10 protein-coding genes are annotated in these 20,634 nt (G+C 44.7%); 3 read left to right on the top strand and 7 right to left on the bottom strand.

The features are described from left to right. Window positions 1-59: 59 nt before the first annotated feature. The 6 genes from BMX56_RS30285 to BMX56_RS25905 all read right to left on the bottom strand — a co-directional run bounded on the left by BMX56_RS30285 (window position 60) and on the right by BMX56_RS25905 (window position 9,148). Entirely contained in the window at window positions 60-224 is a 165-nt protein-coding gene (locus tag BMX56_RS30285) for a hypothetical protein (protein ID WP_177183923.1), read from the bottom strand. A gap of 4 nt (window positions 225-228) precedes the next feature. Beyond that, window positions 229-594: a hypothetical protein gene (locus BMX56_RS25930; protein ID WP_090652620.1), complete on the bottom strand. Its 366-nt coding sequence runs from the start codon at window positions 592-594 to the stop codon at window positions 229-231. A 15-nt stretch (window positions 595-609) separates the two neighbouring features. Continuing rightward, on the bottom strand, window positions 610-4,200 hold the full coding sequence (locus BMX56_RS25925) for an ABC transporter permease (RefSeq protein WP_090652619.1): 3,591 nt from the start codon (window positions 4,198-4,200) through the stop codon (window positions 610-612). A gap of 700 nt (window positions 4,201-4,900) precedes the next feature. Next, window positions 4,901-5,713 (bottom strand): ABC transporter permease, encoded by an 813-nt coding sequence (locus BMX56_RS25915; RefSeq protein WP_090652617.1) that lies wholly within the window; start codon window positions 5,711-5,713, stop codon window positions 4,901-4,903. Continuing rightward, a complete protein-coding gene (locus BMX56_RS25910; RefSeq protein ID WP_177183922.1) occupies window positions 5,692-7,926 on the bottom strand; it encodes an ABC transporter permease in 2,235 nt (744 codons plus the stop codon). The genes BMX56_RS25915 and BMX56_RS25910 overlap by 22 nt, the downstream gene beginning before the upstream one ends. Before the next feature lie 658 nt (window positions 7,927-8,584). Then, on the bottom strand, window positions 8,585-9,148 hold the full coding sequence (locus BMX56_RS25905; RefSeq protein ID WP_143065534.1) for a class I SAM-dependent methyltransferase: 564 nt from the start codon (window positions 9,146-9,148) through the stop codon (window positions 8,585-8,587). A 661-nt stretch (window positions 9,149-9,809) separates the two neighbouring features. Between BMX56_RS25905 and BMX56_RS25900 the strand changes: the two genes are divergently transcribed. Further along, window positions 9,810-11,648 carry an RICIN domain-containing protein gene (locus BMX56_RS25900; RefSeq protein ID WP_143065533.1) on the top strand — a complete coding sequence of 613 codons (1,839 nt, stop codon included), beginning with the start codon at window positions 9,810-9,812 and terminating at the stop codon, window positions 11,646-11,648. A 59-nt stretch (window positions 11,649-11,707) separates the two neighbouring features. Here the strand turns inward: BMX56_RS25900 and BMX56_RS25895 are convergent, their stop codons facing one another. Then, entirely contained in the window at window positions 11,708-15,691 is a 3,984-nt protein-coding gene (locus BMX56_RS25895) for a hybrid sensor histidine kinase/response regulator transcription factor (RefSeq protein WP_255369924.1), read from the bottom strand. Between the two features lie 369 nt (window positions 15,692-16,060). Here BMX56_RS25895 and BMX56_RS25890 point away from each other — a divergent pair, with 369 nt between their 5' ends. Next, window positions 16,061-19,141 (top strand): SusC/RagA family TonB-linked outer membrane protein, encoded by a 3,081-nt coding sequence (locus tag BMX56_RS25890; protein ID WP_090652612.1) that lies wholly within the window; start codon window positions 16,061-16,063, stop codon window positions 19,139-19,141. 17 nt (window positions 19,142-19,158) lie between these two features. Continuing rightward, on the top strand, window positions 19,159-20,634 hold the full coding sequence (locus BMX56_RS25885) for a RagB/SusD family nutrient uptake outer membrane protein (RefSeq protein WP_090652611.1): 1,476 nt from the start codon (window positions 19,159-19,161) through the stop codon (window positions 20,632-20,634).

Here is a 20,634-nt window from a genome sequence, read left to right as displayed (position 1 = left end):
TACCTCTGAATTAAGCCTTTGCAATAATTGACTCAATTTTGATGTTTCGATTCTTGCGCTTAAAACATTTTTTTGGGCTTAAATTGACGGCTATGTTCCACATGGAGGCGTGTAAAATCAATAACTGAACGCTGTACCTTTATTGAATCTGCCGGTTGGGCATAAGTATAACTGTCAATGGCAACAAATAGCAAGGCAAATAAAATTTGGCTTAGTTTTTTCATCTTTTTAGTTTTTTTTGCGTGTTAATGTCGTATGTAATATCGTTCCCCCATAGTTGACATTCAGCGAAACCGAATCGCCCTGTGGGTAATATTTTCCGCTATGTTTGATCGCCGAGCCATCGTCATCAGCGATGCTGAAACTGAAATCATTGCCGTTGATCCTGGTATCAGTAATAACTTTTGGCGGCCCTTCGGCAGTGGCTGTTCCAGTCAACTTTCCGTCACTAATTTGAAATTCATAGTTTGCAGGGTACGTGTTTCCGTCCGCCAGCTTTACGCTACCCTGCCATTTACCGGCAAGGCCGCTTACTGCCGCAAGGCAGGCCATGACCACGCAAACCAGCGTGGCCGTTAAAGTGATTTTTTTCATATGGATTTGTTTTAATTATTCGCTTCTTAAGCTTTTGACAGGATTGGTTAATGCGACCTTGACCGACTGAAAGCTAACGGTTAACAAGGCAATCAGGATGGCGCCTGTTCCGGCCAGCGCGATCAACCACCAATGCAGCGTTACCCGGTAGGCAAACCCGCTCAGCCATTTTTGCATCAGGTACCAGGCAAGTGGTGCGGCGATCAGGATAGCGATCAGCACCAGCCGGATAAAATCGACCGATAGCATCCGGCTGATCGAAAAAATATTTGCGCCGAGGACCTTGCGGATACCGATTTCCTTATAACGTTGTTCGGCCGCATAAGCCGCCAGGCCGAATAGCCCGAGACAGGCGATCACGATTGCCAGCGCAGTCAGTACCACGAATACACCCCCTGTGCGTTCCTCAGTTCGGTACAAGCGGTCAAAGTCCTGGTCCATAAAGGCGTAATCGAATTCCCTTCCGGGCACCAGGCCGTTCCATTTTTGCTTTATCGCGTCAAGGATACCTGTGAGGTTGCCTTTCAGCCGCACGCTCAGCGCGCCATGATCATTCCCCAGGGTCAGGACCACCGGCGTGATTCCCGCCTTGAGCGAACTGAAGTTAAAGTCTTTGACCACGCCGATGATATGATAGGCCCTGAGCTGCTTCCCGTCTGCCATGGGGTAATGCAAGGTTTTGTTCAGTACACTCCCGGTACCCATCGTCCTGGCTGCGGATTCATTGATGATCATCGCCGAAGAGTCCGTCCGGTAGTCGGCCGAAAAATTGCGTCCTGCCGCAAGTCGCATACCCAGTGTCGGCAGGTAGTCCTCATCCACCGTCCATGTCTGCGACTGGACGGCTTTTTTCTGGTCCATGTCCTGGGTCTGGAATAAGGCGCTGCTGTTCCGCGCTTCGGAAGTCGGCAGATAGCCGGTCAGCGCCGCGCTGCTAACACCCGGTATCGCGGCGATCTCATGCTTGAAAATCGCGGCATTATGGCCAAGGTCATTCGTGTTCCGTATAACAAGTACCCTGCTCCGGTCAAAACCCAGGTCGCGGTGACGGATATATTGCAGCTGGTCGTACACTACCAGGGTGGCCACAATCAGCAATACTGCAACCGAAAACTGGAACACCACCAGTGAGTTGCGAAGCCAGCTGCTTTTGAAGCCTGCGGAAAGCTTTCCCTTCAGCACCGCTATCGGCCGGAACCCGGAGAGAAAAAGCGCCGGGTACGTGCCTGCTGCCAGCCCGACCACAACCGTGATAACGAGCGATGCGGCACCTAACCAGAGCCAGTTCAGTCCGGTCAACTCCATTTCTTTTCCGGCCAGGTCATTAAAAAATGGCAGGCAGACGATCACCAGGATAATGGCAATGACCATTGCCGTAAAGACCAGCAGCATCGATTCTGAAAGAAACTGTACGATGAGCGAACCGCGCGCCGAACCCAACACTTTGCGTATCCCGACCTCTTTGGCGCGCCCGGCCGATTTGGCCGTCGAAAGATTGATAAAGTTAATACAGGCGATGGCCAGGATGAATAGTGAAATAAAGAAAAAGAGGTAGAGGTATTGTTTGTCCCCGTTATGGCCCAGCTCGCCTGTGCGGCTGGACTCCAGGTGGATGGCTGTGAGCGGCATCAGGCTCAACCGGAAATAATTACCGCCCTTTTGAAAATCGCCCATACTGACATGCGCCATATTTTGCAATTGAGGGCCAATATAGCGGCCCATCACGCCCGGCAGGGCCGCATCCAGTTGTTTGGGGTCCGCGCCTTTACGCAACAATAGATAGGTATTATAATCATTGCTCAGCCACACATCGGAGCGGCTGTCGGCGAGCGAAGCCATCGATAGCAGGAAGTCAACATGGAAATGCGAGCGCTGCGGCATGTCCTGCATCACACCGGTTACCTTATAACGGTCTTTCTGATTAAGTGTCAGGACATGGCCCACTGCATCCGTGGTGCCAAAATATTTGAGCGCAGCCGTTTTGCTGATGACCGCCGAATTGGGTTCCAGCAAGGCGTCGGCCGGGTTGCCGCCGAGCAGCGGCAGCGTAAATACGGCAAAGACGGAAGGGTCCGCAAATGCAACCCCATCTTCACGCAATTCCTGAGTGCCCTTTTTGACGATCACCGTCCCGGCACTTTTCAGCCGCACACTTTCTTCAACAATAGGGAAGTTTGACTTTAATACAGCGCCCAGCGGTGCCGGTGCCTGGGCATAGGCTGTGGCATTACCGGCAAAGCGAATATCCTCATTGATCCGATAAATTCGATCCGCACCTGCATTGAAGCGGTCGTAGCTCCATTCATCCAGTACATAAAAACCGATGAGAAGGCAGGCCGCCAGCCCGGTCGCCAGTCCCAGGATGTTGAGCGCGGAAAAGGCTTTGTTCTTTACCAAATTCCGGTAAGCTATTTTTAAATGATTGCGAAACATATAATTGCCGTTTAATTTTTCATGAGACCACATTGGAGGGGTTTCAGGATTCAAAATTAACGGCGCAAATTGCCGGTGACTACCCAACTTATAAGATGGGTAATCTTTTTTCAAGTTATTTTTATATTCCAGCGGACTTTTTCCGGTTACTTGTTTGAAAATACGGGTAAAGCTGCTTTGAGAGTTGAAACCTGCTTCATAAGCAATCCCCAGCAGGGTGATATGATCATAAGCCGGGTCCTGCATTTTCTGCGCGACATCCCGGACACGGTATTCATTGACAAAATCGTTAAAGCTTTTTTTGAGCCCATTATTGATGATCCGGGATAATTCATGTGTATGTATCCCCAGCCTGTCGGCCAGCGCACTCAGGCTTAGTTCGGTATCCCTGTAAAAAAAGCCGGCCTCCATCGCTTTCTTCAACCAGGCACCTTTTTGCCTTGATTCCGTTAGCGGCAATGGTTTTGGTGCCCCCACTTGCAGCAGCACTTCCGTTGGCGGTTTTAAGACGGCCATTGCTGCGATCCGCAGCATAATTAACGCAAAAGCGATATAAAAAGGATAGTAGGCAGCCTCGGCTAACCGGCCATCATATCCCCAATAATCGACAGCGGCATACAGGAGCCACAAAAAACACAATACGGACGCCGCTTTCAGTAAGCGCCGTAACCAGCGAAGTTGCATAAGCGGCCGATCCATTAGGACTGGTTGCAAACGCCGGTAAGCATCCTGTATCAATTGCTGTGAACGATACAGGTAGATGATGACCGAGGTCAATGCCAATACCTGGATGACCGGGTTCAGCGTCGGAATAGTTTGACTGACACCCACTTCGAGCAAAAGCGGGCTGAAATGCAGCAGGTCCTTCCAGGCAAATTTATGGCCGGGCCGGGTTATTTTCAGTACATAAAAATAAATCAGCGGGCCTATGGCCAGCGAATATTGCAACGGTAACCGGTCCCAACCGGGCAGGTAGGTTCCAAGTCGGATGTCCATACCGAGTACCCGGACCATCCCTAATAGCATAACGGTTAGCGCCATGGCAAGAACACGGTTGCCGGTGCGGCCAGTGGTTTGGTTAAACCATAACAGCAGGGCAAAGGTCAGCGCAATAAATATGGTCCCTACAAGGAACAAATCATACAAATTGATATGGAAAATATATGAATTCAATTTAAGGGATAAGTCAAATCCTGTTCCAAAGTTATAAATGTATTGGCATACAGTAAATTGCGCTTTTATTTTTCAAGATATTGTAACAAAAGCGAACAGCTGGCCGTCCGGTTTCGACAGGCAATACCGCGCATTTGAGCACCGATTTGAATTTGATAGGAAGGGAAATAGCAATTAACACTGAAGAAGTTGAGGTGATCAAAGTGTTAGTCTATCCGCGCATAAAATCAACAAAAAGAGGCTGTCTCGAAAGTGTACAGCCTCTTTAAAACATCTTTTAATTTTCTTCAGTACTTTTCGGTAGTACCGAAGTTTAAGTCCCCAGACTGGGTGTTTTTCGAACCAATTCATTGAAAAATTAAGACGAATTGGTAATTTGGGAGAATTTGATGATGATTTTTAAAATCAACCCAATCAAAATTATCAATATTGAAATTGAACTTAAATGTATTTCGCATTGCTTAAACAAGAATAGATCATGGATCAGTCATTTAATTAAAAGACGACAGAAAAGCAACCTACTCAAAGCCAATGCTACTGATAAGGGTTTGGTGTCAGACTGGTGTATTCACCAGCTTATGAAAAGTGTTTTGACTACCAATGTTAATCAGAGTTAACCAAGGTCTTAATTTTTACATTAAAATTGGGTACTAAAGGTAACCCACCTGCAACTATCAATTATGGAAGACCTGGTATATCTTTATTCCGACCGCAAACTTTTCACCGGGTTTGCCAGTGCTGCTTTGATCGACTGGAAGCTAACTGTTATCAAGGCGATCAAAATAGCGCCGAGACCCGCCAGGACAAACATCCACCAACTGATGGTTACCCTATAGGCAAAATCCTGCAGCCATTTGTGCATAGCCCACCAGGCAATAGGCGACGCTATCAAAATAGCCACCATAACCAGTTTTACAAAATCTAGCGACAATAACGTAGTAATACCCTGAACGCTGGCGCCTAAAACCTTACGGATGCCTATTTCTTTACTTCGCTGCTCGGCTAAGAAAGCAGAGAGGGCGAATAAACCCAGGCAGGCAATTATTATAGCCAGTACGGCAAAGCTGGTAAATATTTTACCCGTGCGGGTTACGTCTGCATACATATTGGCAAAGTCCTCATCCAGGAAGGTGTAACGTATAGGCTGATCGGGCGAATATTTTTTCCACAAAGCCGATACATTGCTAATAGCATGCTGTACATCGCCACCGCGAAGTTTAATGGTCATCATTGCTGTGCTCAAGGTATAGTGAAGAGCCACAGGGCCAATCTCGTCGCGCATCGACTCATAATTGAAATCTTGCATTACACCAATAACCGTAAATATGCCGTTGTCGCTGATGCGGGCTCCAACCGGATGTTTCAAACCAAGTTTTTGGGCCATGCTTTGATTGATGATAATGGTCTTTCCGGCAGTATCATCGGCCATTTCATAAGAGAAATTTCTTCCTTCAATTAACTTAATGCCTAATGTCCCGAGGTAAGTATCGTCTACTTGCCAAATCTGGCCCAAAACAGGAGGATCATTTTTTCACGCCCTTCGTTAAAAAAAGCATTTCCGTTACGCGCGGTGCCGTTTATCGGCAAATAATCGCTTATGGACGCGCTTTTGACAGCAGCTATTTTACCAAGTTCTGTTTTGAAATTCCGGATAGGCTGATCGCCCAAGGTATTAGTGCCTTGTAATACCATCACCTGGTCTTTGTCAAAACCGACCTTACGACTCAGTATAAAGTGCATTTGATTATAGATAACAATAGTACTTATGATCAGAATAATGGAAGCCGCGAACTGGAACACGACTAACCCATTGCGTAGCATAGGACTTTTGCTTCCGGTACTGATAGTCCCTTTTAATACCTGTCCCGGCCTGAAGCCTGAAAGATAAAAGGCAGGATATAAGCCTGCAAGCGTACCAACGACCAGGGTAGAAAGCAGGATAACCGGAACAAACCACCATTCAAACCACGGCATGGTAAGTGACTTTGCCGCGATGCTATTGAAATAAGGCAATAACAGCCACGCTACCATAATGCCCAGGATGAACGAGATAAAGCTGTAGATGAGCGATTCGGTAAGGAACTGTGCGATCAGGCTGCTGCGGTACGAACCTACAACTTTGCGCAGGCCAACCTCTTTAGCGCGACCAGCCGACTTGGCGGTAGAAAGATTGATAAAATTAATGCAGGCAATGATCAGGATAAATAATGCGACAGCGCCGAAAAGCCAAACAAAACGTATATCACCGTTGGTTAACCCATCCGAAAAATCGTACGAATACAGATTAATATCGGGCACCGGCTGCAGGTAAACATGGAACTTCCCAGCTTCTTTTTTGGGGTCTTGCGCACCTCCTTTGCGAGCTTCAGGCATCCAGTAATTTTTTCGAAGGCCGGTATTGAGTTTTTCTTCAAATGCTGCTACATTGGTGCCGGCCTTCAGTTTAATGTACTGGATATAGTTGTACCAGCGCCAGCTATTTTGCTCGCCGGCCCCGAATTCCATCCCGGAGAGGGTGATAAAAAAGTTGAACGGGTGTAAATGCGAATTTGCAGGAATATCGGCCATGACGCCACCTATCCGGTATGGATGCGACTGGTCATTGTCAATATACATTACCTGGCCAAGCGGGTTTTGGCCGCGATAATACTTGTCGGCCATGGCTTTAGAGATCACCATGGTTTGCGGCTGTTTTAAAGCTGTAGCACCATCCCCGTACACCATTGGCAGCTTAAAAGCGCTAAAGAATGACTGATCAATGTAAATTATACCTTGCTCGTAAGTATTTTGCGACTGTTCAGCAGGGCGCAGTTCGGCATGGCCAAGGTATGAGTTAATTAGCCTCATTCGCCCGGCAAATTCAACTTCGGGAAAGTCTTGTTGTATAGCTTTTGACATGGGTGCCGGCCAGGCCAGGCCACGGCTCATTTCACCGTCGCCTACAACCCGGAAAATACGGTCGGCACCCGGATAAAACCGATCAAAAGTCGTTTCATTATGAATATACAACCCGATGAGTAGACAGGCGGCGATCCCCAGGGCAAAGCCGCCGATCTTTACGGTTGCGTACATTTTTTGTCTGAGCAACTGGCGATAAGCGATCTTAAAATAATTCCTGATCATAAATTTGCGTTTTGGTATGTTCTGACGCAATATTACAGGTCGCATTCGCGGCAAGGGTGCCAACTTATCAATTGGTACTTCTTTTTTATATTCCAACGGTGTTTTGCCGGTGATCTCCCTGAAAACACGATTAAATGTTGTTTTAGAATTAAAGCCTGATTCGTATGCGATGCCTAATAAGGTAAGGTTATCATAGGCCGGGTCACGCATTTTTCGGGAAACTTCACGTACCCGGAATTCATTAATAAAATCACTAAAGTTCTTATCCAGTCCGGTATTGATTATTCTTGACAGCTCATGCGGATGGATGCCCAGTTTTACTGCCAGCGAAGACAAAGTGAGTTCGGCATCCTGGTAAAGACGATTAACCACCACTGCTTCTTTAAGTCGGCGACTTTTTTCTCTCGCGTCTGATTTGTCTGGTACAGTTAGCTGCAGCTTAATGTCTTTATGCTGGTACAGTACCATTTTGGCCGCCATTCCAATGAGTACAAAGGCAACTCCAAAGAGGAAAGCGTCATTCAGTATAGAAAAAATGCAGAACAACCCAATCAAGACCAGCGCCTTTTCTAACTGACGAAAAGCAAAACGAGGCCTATCCATTAATATCGGCGTAAGCCGGCTATAAAAGTCCTGTATCAGGCGGCGTGAAAAATACAGATAGATAACTATTGATGTTAAAACTAACCAAGCCGGCATCCAATACGCTGCTACCACCGGGCAAAAAAGCAGTATATTTGTGCGATCAAATTGCCGTTCGGACCTTGTTAACTGGCGCACATAAAAATATAATAAGGGACCTAAAGCCGATAGAAATAATGAGCTAACCCCACTGACTTTAAGGACGGCCACAATTAAGGCTGAACTTAACAATAGGTTCCCTTTTTGACCAATGTTTTTGATCAATATTAACAGTACGGCAAGCGTCAACCCGGTAAACAAAATACCCAGCGACACGAGTTCGTATAATCCAATATGAAAAATAAAGGGTTTCAAGTGGGTTGTAAGCTCAATCATTATTCCAATTATGCAAATTACTGATATGTAGCTAATTAATATTAGAATCTAATGGGGATTGTAATAAAAACGTACGGCAGGCTGTTCGATTTTGATTAGTCTTGTGCATTATGAAACTGCTATACAAATGATGATCCCCAGACTGGACATAATTCGAACCATTTGGCGCAACAACTAAAGTTGCTAATAGAACTAAATATCGCCTAAAAAAGCTCGTTACTGTATGAAACTTATTAACAGCATATTATTTCGTCTTTTCGAATTCAAGAGTAATAAAGGACTTACCATTTGGAAGTACGTTTTCTTCCGAGCTGACAATTCGTAATTCAAACGCTAATGCCTTGGTTTGTAAGTCATCCTTGTCTACCAGGTTGAAGATATCTTTTACAAGTTTTATTGATTCAACGCCAGTTGGACTAACAGATTGGGCACCATTATTAGATTGAATTGTGATTACCAATTTTGCAACTTCACCAGTGTTATTGGATATAAATTCCAAACCTTTTTCGATATCAATATATTCGAAGATTAAAGCAGCCCAAACGAAGTCTGCTTTTAGAAAGGATTCATTTGAACTCGAAATATCTGCGTTTACAAGTACCAGTTGCTTGATTTTTTCTCCAAACCTTTTTTTAGTTTCATCGAGATACGATTGGTTCACATCTATTCCGTAAACTATTTTCGTCTTGTTTATATCAATATGCTCCAATCCATTCCCGCCACTAATACCCAAAAACAAAGGGCTTTCAGGATGATGTTTTTGTAGATATTTATTGGTCAGATTGGATTTTCCGGAGCCATTGATCACCGCGTTCTGGAAAAGCAGTTCAGGGTGTTCCGTTACACTTTGACCATGCTAAATGGCTGATTTAAAATTGTTGTAACCATTATTCAACAACGCAACTAATTGATCTAATTCGCACGGAATAGCATGGTCAACCATGTCGAAATGTCCAATACATTCATTATATGATATATATAAGTAAAGCTCCTGATGGGCAGGAGCTTTTACTAACCAATTATAAACCTAAATTATGAGAAGACTATTTTATATACTTAGTGTAAAAGCAACACTAAGTATTTGAAAATCCAAATTATTTTTCCAGAAAATAATATAATTAGGTACATCAATCCTGAAAACCGAAATTTTACCACAGCTCTTGTGTACACAACGTCGATTTGGATCCGAGATCTTTATTGATGATAATCCAAGACGCTCCATCATCTGCTTAGCTCTTTTTAATACAATTGCCGGAAGACATCTTAATCACTGGTCCTTTAAGAACATAAAAGGAAGTTTTGAAGAGTAGCAAATGGTTGTGTTTGATGAGTAATAATTACTTAATTGATACGATTTGATAACATATTGATATTCAGTGATTATTCTATTAAAATATTAGCACCGTACTTTGTTTGGCACTCCCCAAAGTGCCAATAGTCAACCAATTATTTACGTTAACCAATTAATTATGATGAAAAAGTTATTTTTCTTATTAATGGCGCTGTGTGCCATTATTTTTTCCTGCAAAAAAAATGTGGCGTCAAAAATTGACGTACTTTCAACCGGTGTAAAGGCCGGAAGTCTTCGTACGGCTGCCGCTACTGCGGTATCAACCAGGGCACCCCTGTACTGGAACCCATATGAATATAACATTGTACACGATGGATATATTCCCGAAACCGAGTGGCTGGCCAATATTAACTGGGTAGATCAAAACCTGAAATCATATGGGTATAACATGATCTGTATTGATGGCTGGGGGGACGACGGCTCTTACAATGCTGATGGATACCGTACCAAACATGCGAGTCAATGGGCGCATGATTACGCTTATTGGTCAACCTATATTCAGCAACATGGTATGACACTGGGGATTTACAATAATCCGCTTTGGGTAAACAAAGCTGCGGCCGATGCCGGCGTAAAAATTAAAGGGACCCAAATTCCCTTATCCAGTATTATCAACCCGGCCGAGAACGCGACCTGGTTTAACTGGGTGCAGGTTAATAATCCGGGGGCTGAGCAATATGTAAAGGGCTATATTCAGTATTATGCGGATATGGGGGTGAAGTTTTTGAGGGTTGATTTTTTGTCATGGTATGAAACAGGCCAGGATCAAAACCTGGGGACGGTTGGCCCGACAAGGCCGAAAGCGGATTATGATAAAGCATTGAGCTGGATGCGCCAGGCATGCGACTCCAACGGCATATTTTTAAGCCTGGTCATGCCTAATTTGAAAAACGAGGCTGAACTGGAAAATAAATACGGAAGGATGATCCGGATCAATGACGACACAGGATTTGATGCCGGTTGGGGCCGTTTTAACAGCCTCAATCGGGGAACCAGGACGGTTGACGTTTGGTCGCAATATGATAATGCTTTTGATGGGTACATCTACTGGTCAAAACTATCGGGCAGGGGGAAACTGGTGCTCGACGGGGATTTCATCAGGCTAAATAAGTTTGCTAATGACAATGAACGAAAAACGGCGGTCTCGTTAAACCTCATTGCCGGCGGCCCGGTATCTGTGGCTGATCAATACAATAGCATTGGCGGAAGTTTATGGATATACCAAAATACAGAATTACTGGCTTTAAACCAGGATGGGTTTGTGGGTAAACCTTTAACAAATGACCCAACGAACGCATTAAGCCAGGTATGGACAGGCCAAATGACAAACGGTGATTGGGTGGTAGGGCTGTTTAACCGCGAAGACGTGGCGCAAAGCCGTACCATAAATTTTTCGACTGACCTCGGGATTACCGGATATGCAAAAGTAAGGGATATGTGGCAGCATACTGATCTGGGAAGCATGGACTCCTATACCATAAGCGTCCCGGCACATGGTTGTGTTATTTTAAAGGTAGTACCCGAAATCGTTTCGGGTGGTATATATAAGATTACGAACAGTAACAGTGGTAAAGCGCTTGATATTTATCAGCAGTCAACAGTAGACGGAGCAATTGTACATCAGTGGGATTATTCAGGAGTATCCAGCCAGAAATGGAAACTCACCAGTACAGGAAACGGTTATTTTACGATTACTAATACCAACAGCAATAAGAACATGGATGTATACCAGCAATCTGTTGCTGATAATGTGCAGATACATCAATGGACAGCATCGGGTGTCAACAGCCAGAAATGGGCCCTTGTACCCGTAGGCGGCGGCTATTATAAAATAGTGAACCTTAACAGCGGCAAAGTCCTGGATGTCTATGGCGCGTCGACAGTTAATGGTGGAGTGGTTAAACAATTTACATACACAGGCGGCACAAACCAGCAGTGGGTTATCACAAAGTTATAAAGGATACAAAATAACTATTCTGCGCAGAGCAGGGCTGCTATTTCACAGCAGCCCTGTTTTTACAATTGTTTTTGATCTCCTTTAAGATTAAAAACATAAACAGAGGGACTTACCCCAAATTGCTTTTGAAAGTCACGCGAAAAATTAGTAGGTAAAGTATAACCAATCAGATTTGCAACCTCGTTGATTTTGTGGTCGCCTTCAGCCAGCAGCTCTGCGCCTTTTTTAAGACGCGAAAGATTGATCAGTTCATTAGGCGTCATGTCGGATAAGCCCTTGATCTTGCGGTACAATGTAGGCCTGCTCATGTTCATCATGCCCGAAAGCTGATCAACATCCAGGTCCATATCCGTAATATGATCGTAGATGATCTTGTTCAGTCGCTCAAGAAAGTCTTTATCAGCTTTTGAAACTGCAATTCCTTTGATATGGGTCAGGGGCGACCGTGCAAAGTATTCCTTCATCATATTGCGGTTTACCAGCAGATTGTTCATTTGTGCCAGCAAATGCTCAAAGGCAAATGGCTTTTCAATATAAGCGTCGGCGCCGACCTCCAAACCTTCTATCTTCGAGTTAAGAGAATTTTTGGCGGTAAGCAGAATAATGGGGATGTGGCTGTATTGCAGGTCTGTTTTCATTTTTTTGCAGAGGTCAATACCATCCATTACCGGCATCATAATATCGCTGATAACGATCTGTACATTTTCCTTTTGCAATACATCAAGGGCTTCCTGGCCATTGGCGGCTTTTAATACAAGATAAGTGGACATTAATTCTCTTACCAAATAGTTCAGGATCTCCTTGTTGTCTTCAACCAGCAACACCCAAGGTTTGTCGCTGTCGGTTTCGCCGGCCACAGGCGCAATTGCCTCTTTGAGCACCTGTTCTTCTTTTTCACCAAGATCAATCTCCATTTCCTGGTGCATGGGCAAGGAAAGCAGGAAAATGTTTTGCTCGTTAATGGAAGGCTTTAATTCCAAAGTACCATTGTGAAGCAGCGTTAGTGACCGCGCCAATGGCAAACCTATGCCCGTTCCTGCTTCTTTCTCAGTTTCTTTTATCCGGTAAAACGGTTCAAATACTTTTTCCCGCAGATCAGCAGGGATCAGGAAACCATCGTTGCGGACCTCTATCCTGAATAGTTCATCCTCACTGCTGAAGGGCAATAGCTTAATAGCGACGGTTTGAGCCGCGTATTTAATAGCATTATTGAACAAATTGCTCAATATCTTTTTTAAAGCCTCATGGTCAACATAAGCGTGCAGTGTTATACGGGGCAAGTCCAGCTTATAGGTAAGGTTTTTTAATTCAGCTGCTGGTTTAAAGGTGGCATAAACCTCGTTCAGTAACTCATTAATATCTGTTTTTGAAAAATTCAGGCTGAACTTATTGGCCTCTGCTTTCCTGAAATCAAGCAGCTGATTGGTGAGCCCTATCAGGCGGTTGGTGTTCTTATTGATCATAGCAAGGTTTTCATTTGTTTCGGGATTATCGAAGTAGCTGTTTATCAGTTTATCTAAAGGCATCTTTATCAAAGTAAGCGGCGTTCGTATCTCGTGGGCCACATTGGTGAAAAATTCTATCTTGGCATTATAGATCTCCCGTTCTGTATTAATTTCAATCGTTTCAATACGCCTTTTATTTTTCTCGCTGACGGCTAAGTGGTAATATCTTACAATGGTAATTATCACGCCGGCCACAATGATCAGGTAAAATGTATAAGCCCAGAATGTTGCATAAAAGGGAGGTAATATCCTGATATTTAACTTCACTATTTTATCATTCCATACACCTTCGCTATTTGATCCTTTTAAGTTAAAAATGTAATTGCCGGCCGGTAATTTAGTATAATAGATCTTCCGGTTTTTTTTGAACTGTATCCAGTTTTTGTCGATGCCATCCATTTTATAGGCGTAACCATTCATTTCCGGGATGACAAAACTTAAAGCAGCCACATCCAGGCTAATATTGGAACTGTTGTAGGGAAGCGTGACTGCCTGCGTGTAAGTAATAGATTTTGACAGTGGGGAACCTTGTTTGTTTATTGCCAGTTCGGTATTGTTAACCTGTAGTCCTGTTATATAGACGGGCGGTACATAGGGGTTCTTTACAAATCTGGCTGGTATAAAGCTCACCATCCCCTTTACGGTGCCAAAATACATGGTACCGTTTGTGTCGTGATAGGATGAATTATAGTTGAACTGTTCAGTCGGCAAACCGTTCACGGTATGATAATTACTGAATGAGCCGCTTGTCGGGTCAAATCTGGCCAGTCCTTTAGCTGTTGATATCCATAATTTACCTGTTTCATCCTCTTGCATCCGGAATACCTGGTTGTCCGGCAAACCACTTTCAGTGGTGAAATTATTTATTTTTTTTGTTTTAGGATCATACCGGCTCAGCCCTCCCTCCGTACAAAACCAGATGAAATGATGACTGTCAATGAACAGGCCGTTCACATAATCATTAAGCATACTGTTAGCTTTGCCGGCTTGGTAAGTGAGATGCCCCCGGCGGCCATTCAGGTTGTTGAAATAATAAACTCCGTTACCATAAGTGCTAACCCATAAAGTACCATCGCTGTCTTCATGGATAGATTGAATATGCCCGGTAAAGAACGGCATTGCGGAAAAATTATCAGCTGCACGGTTATATTTAAACAGGCCATTCCAGGTGCCAACCAAAATATCGCCGTTATTAGTTTTATACAAAGCAACGATGAAGCTTCCATGAAACGATTGGTCATCATTGCCCGATGAATAATGCTTAACGACCTTTTCGGCTTTTATATCCATTACATCAAGGCCATGCTCATAGGTACCTATCCATAGCAGGTTTCCGTCGGCCACAAGGCCATGAATGTTCCGGTATGATATGCTGCCCGGTATTTTTCCGGGTGAAAAATGTTTGATCAAACCGGTCTTCAGATCTATCTTGTTCAGACCGGCATCCTCAGTACCTACCCATAAATTACCATACAGGTCTTTGGTGATCTCGTGAACAATGTTCCCACTCAGGCTGTTAATGCCAGGCTCCGGGAAGTATTTTTTAAAATTGTTGTACTGGCCCGAATAATAGTTCAGTCCGCCAAAATAGGTACCGATCCACGTTCCGCCCTCACGGTCTTTGTATATGGCTGAAACGATGTTGTCGGTAATGGAATATGGGTCGCTGTATTGCTTTTGTACGATGGTGGTTTTACCGTTTACCAGGTTAAATATGTACAGCCCGCTTTCCGTACCAAGCCAATAAGTACCGTCACTCTGGTGAAAAACAACGTGTACATGAATATCAGTTTGTTTTTTTTGATCTTTAAAGATGTTGAACAGGCGATTAGTTTTGTAGTTATACAACACTATCTGGTTCATAGTGCCTACAATTACCGAGGTATCCCCAATAGGGTAGATTTCCTGTATGGCCGAAAACTTACGCCCGTCGTTGGCTGTGGAGATTTCATAATCTGCAATCTTTCTGCCTGCAACATTATAATGATTGATAAAACCCTGTGAGGTAGCGGCCCAGACAGAGCCATCTGCCGCCATGTTTAAGGTGATGGTCTGGTCGTTTCTGAGCGGATAGGAAATGATGACTTTACTCAACTCATCATAGCGGTAAAGTGTAAGGTTTGATATGATCCAGATATGGTGCTGGTGGTCGCCTGCGATATATCTTACCTCCCCCGGAGGTATCTCTTTAAAGACAGTAAAGCTTTCCTCAAGCGGGTTAAACAGATAAATCCCTTTGTAAGTGCCCACCCAAAGCGTCTCTTTGCTGTCTTCGTATAAACTAAAAATTGAATTGTTCCCGATACTGGTACTATCGCCCAGTTTGTTGCCGAACAATTTAAATACGTTACCATCAAAGCGGTTAAGCCCGTTACGGCTGCCAAACCACATAAAGCCTTTTTTATCCTGTAAAATGGAGGTAATGGTATTACTGGACAGCCCGTTTTGCACCTGATAGTTTTTAAAATAGTACGATGCCTGCTGGGCGCGGGCAGCTACAAAATTGAATAGAAGTAATATCAGGTATAGTTTTTTCAAAATTGGTTATATAAATCATGTGCATTGCCCGCCTGAATCTCCCCGTCAGTTAGCCAGGGAGATAAACCGGGGCTTAAATATAACCACATATTTCAACCTATATTTTCTCATCCGCAAATTGATACATTTTGAATTTAAATTGAAATGCTGTGATTACGCCCTTTCTTTTCAAAGCTCTTATTTAGGGCTCATCAAAATACCGCCGCCAATCGGTATCTGATTAGTCCTTAACCAAAATATAAACTAAATAAATAATTATGAAGAAAATCTACGCTGCACATTTTCACGCTTTTCAAAATAGCGTCAACTAATCAATTCAAATGAGGCGACCAATGCCTTGAAACTATAACCTGAAAATCCTAAAGAAATATGAAATTTCGTTTACGAAAATTACATTTTGGCGCGTGTAAAAAAACAATGGCCATAAGTCCGCTGGTGCTGCTCATGGCAATGCCGGTATGCTCTTTTGCATCGGCAAAAGGCTGGGATGCATCAACTCTGTTGTCTGCCAGCCGGGTCCGGACGTTAAGCATCAGCGGTAAAGTTACCGATGCTGCCGGCGCGCTGCCCGGTGTATCCGTTACCGAAAAAGGTACTACCAATGGTACCCTTACCGACGGTAATGGTAATTTTAAACTCAATGTTAAAGATCAGAATGCCATTCTCGTGTTTAGCTTTTTGGGCTATTCCAACCAGGAAGTACCTGTTGCCGGTAAAACCATCGTGAATATTGTGCTTACCGAAAATGTAAAAGCCCTTAATGAGGTAGTGGTGGTAGGCTACGGTACACAAAAAAAGAAGGATGTTACCGGCGCGGTAACATCGGTTAATATAAAAGAGATCTCCTCTCAGCCCGTACCCGATATTGGGCAGGCCATCGAGGGACGTGCTGCCGGTGTGCAGGCGCTTACCTCCGGTTCGCCGGGTAGTAATGTTACCATCAGGGTACGTGGCGTAGGTACTATTAATAATGCCGATCCCTTGCTGGTAATTGATGGTGTGCCTACCGATGTACCACTCAATACCCTAAACCCCGATGATGTCGCCTCATTTGATGTGTTGAAGGATGCATCAGCGGCAGCTATTTACGGGTCGCGTGGTGCAAACGGCGTTGTGCTCATCACTACAAAAAAAGGTAGCATGGGTGCAAGCCATTTAAATGTGAATGCCTTTGCAGGTGTGCAAAAAGCGACCAATATGGTAAAGCTGCTCAACGCCAGCCAGTTTGCACAGCTCAATAACGAATTGCTGGCCAATAACAACCAATCAACCAACCCGGCCTACGCCGCCCCCGCGTCATTAGGCACAGGTACCAACTGGTTGGATGCGCTGTTCCGCACCGCGCCTATTCAAAGCTATACCCTGTCATACTCGGACGGTACCGATAAGTCTGACTATTATGTTTCGGGTAGTGTGTTAGATCAAAAAGGCATTGTGACCAGCACTGCATACCGCCGTTATACGCTGCAGTTCAATGGTAATGACAAAGTACTGAAATGGCTCAAGTTTGGTCATAACCTTACACTCAACCATGACGAAAAACCAAGCGGCTCCTATGATATCCGTGGTGCCATGTCGGCTAATCCGGCGCAGCCAATTTATAATGCCGATGGCACCTATGCCGGCCCCGTTGGGCAACCGCAGTTTTACGGTGATGTAAAAAATCCGATTGCCACGGCAAACCTGGTTAAAAACAATACCGAAGGTTATAACATATTAGGGTCGGTATATGCCGAAGCCACTATTTTACCGGGTTTAACCTTTAAAACTACCGGAGGGATGCAGGCTTCGTTTTTCAACAGCCGTACCTGGTCGCCAAAATATAATTACCAGCCTATCCCGCAGCCAAATTCCTATTTGGCCGAGCAGTACAATAAAAGCATTACCTATACCTGGGATAATTTTTTAACCTACGATAAGTTTTTTGGTAAAGACCACCACCTTACCGTACTGGCCGGTACCGATGCGCAGAGTAATGCTTACCATTTTGCAGGCGGCAATGTAAGCGGTTTTGCCAGTGATGTTACCCAGCAGCTTAACAATGGTACGCTTAACCCGGTATTACAGGGCGATGGATCAGAATGGTCATTATTATCATACGTTGGCCGTGCCAATTATTCCTATAAAGACCGCTATTTGTTTACCGCTACTATAAGGCGGGATGGCTCATCCCGTTTTGGCGAAAACAATAAATACGGAACCTTTCCATCGGCATCATTAGCATGGCGCTTAACCCAGGAGCCATTTTTTAAGAATATTACTTTCTTTGATGACCTGAAGATCCGTGCCGGCTACGGCGAAACCGGTAACCAAAACATCGGTAACTATTCCTTCGCATCGGTTTTAACATCGGCGGTATACAACTTTAACGGTACCGTAGTACCTGCCGAAATAGCCCTTAACGCTGCCAACCCCAACCTGCATTGGGAAACCGTTAAGCAGAGCAATTTAGGTATTGATGCAACCTTCCTTCACCAACGTATTACGTTAAATGTGGATGGTTATATTAAAAAAACAACGGGTATGCTGGTACCAATTAACCTGCCTATCTCTACCGGTTACTCTGGCGCGGCTCCTTATGGCAATGCAGGTAATGTAGAGAATAAAGGTATCGAGATAGCCGTATCCTCCAGGAACTTAACCGGCGCGTTCACCTGGACAACTAATGCCAATATCTCCTTCAATAAAAATAAAATAACCGCTTTAAGCGATAATACTTCCCTGTTTGGCGGCAGTATCGGTTTAAATGGGAACATCAATATCAATTCGGTTGGCCATCCCATTAATAGCTTTTATGGCTTTGTAACACAGGGCATTTTTCAAACCCAGTTTGATGTAGATGCACATGCCGCCCAGCAAACCGGCGCCGATCCTTACAACCGTACATCACCCGGCGATATCAGGTTCAAAGATCTGAATAACGATAATGTGATCAATGATGCTGACCGTACCTATATTGGCAACCCCAATCCTAAATTCATTTACGCCATGAATAATACCTTTAGCTATAAAGGCTTCGACCTGAGCGTGTTTTTACAGGGGGTGTATGGCAACAAGATATTTAATGCTAACAACGTTTACCAGGAAAGTATGGCGGTTGCCCAAAATCAAACGACAAGAGTATTAGGCCGATGGGAAGGAGAAGGCACCAGCAATACCATCCCGAGGGCGATTTATAACGACCCTAACAAAAACTCCCGCATATCCGACCGCTTTGTGGAGGACGGTTCTTACCTGCGTATCAAGACCGCTACGCTGGGTTACACCGTGCCATCGCTTTATATGAAACGGATTGGTTTTAACAGCGCCCGTCTGTATGTTACCGGCCAAAACCTGTTCACTTTTACCAAATACACCGGGTTTGATCCCGAGGTGGGCAGCAACGGTATCGACTTTAGCGTGTACCCGGTAACCCGCACCATTAGCTTAGGTATCAATTTAACACTTTAATTTTTAAAGCATTAATAATGAAAACCAATAAATATATCATAGCGCTCATACTATCGGCAGTATTGATAAGCTGTAAAAAAGATTTCCTGGACAAGGCCCCGCTCGATTCTGTTAACACGGGCAACTACTATAAAACTGCCGAAGATGCCGTAAACGCAGTAAATGCTGCCTATCAGCCTTTGCAGCGCCCAAAGCTATACAATTTCAGGATCTGGACTACCGATATTATGGCCGGTAACAGTGTTACCGGCGCAGGTGGTGGTACCGATGGTATTGAAACCCAGGACGAGCAGAATTTTGTGACCACTTCGGCCAATGCCGGCGTGCTTGATATTTACCGTGGCCCAGCGCCGGGCATTTTACAATGTAATATTGTATTGCAAAAAGTGCCGGCTATTGATATGGATGCCGCTTTAAAGAGCCGTGTTTTAGGCGAAGCTAAATTTTTAAGGGCTTTATACTACTTTAACCTGGTTAGGTTATTTGGCGATGTGCCTTTGATCACCAAGCCACAGGTGGTTGGGGATGATCTGAAGGTAAAACGCTCGCCCAAAGCCGATGTTTACGAGTTGATCATCCAGGATCTTACAGATGCCTTGGGCCAGCTTCCGGCTGCAACAACTTACTCGGGGGCCGATATCGGCAGGGCATCAAAAGGCTCAGCCGCGGGTTTACTGGCCAAAGTTTATTTAACGCTGGGCAATTACCAGCAAACGGTTGACTTGTGTAAACAGGTAACGGCATTGGGGTACTCGCTTAATGCTAATTATGCCGATAATTTTTCAGCTACCAAGAAAAATACTGGTGAATCATTATTTGAAGTACAATACAGCGGTGCCACCACGTATGGCTTTTTTGACGATTTTAACCAGGCTGCATGGCCAAGCACTTTCACCGGGCCGCGTAACTCCGATTTTGTGGGCGGCGCATACGGCTGGGACCAGCCAACACAGGAGTTTGTAAACAGCTATGAAAATGGCGATCTGCGTAAAGATGTCACCATTTTATATCCGGGCTGCCCTGCTTTTGATGGCAAGGCATACCAGGCATCCTATTCAACCACCGGCTTTAACCTGCGCAAGTTTTTGGTACCCAAATCCATATCGCCGGATTATAATACCAACCCCGAGGATTTCCCGGTTTTGCGCTACGCGGATGTGTTGCTGATGCAGGCCGAAGCTATGAACGAGCTGGGCCAGGCCGGTGCCGAAGCGCCGCTTAATTTGGTGCGCCATCGTGCAGGGTTAGGAAATGTCGCCACCGGATTATCAAAAGATGCCTTCCGCACCGTGGTATTGCATGAGCGGCGCATCGAACTGGCTTTTGAAGGCCAGCGCTGGTTTGATCTCATCAGGATAAACAATGGGCAGTATGGCCTGGATTTCCTGCATTCTATTGGCAAAACAAATGCTACAGCCAAATTTCTGTTGCTGCCAATACCTCAGCAGGAGATAGATTCAAACCCTAATCTTGTACAAAATACAGGCTATTAA

Source organism: Mucilaginibacter sp. OK283 (assembly GCF_900110415.1).
Taxonomy (GTDB): Bacteria; Bacteroidota; Bacteroidia; order Sphingobacteriales; family Sphingobacteriaceae; genus Mucilaginibacter.
The sequence above is the reverse complement of the archived record's forward strand: the minus strand, read 5'-3'. Positions and strand labels throughout refer to the sequence as shown.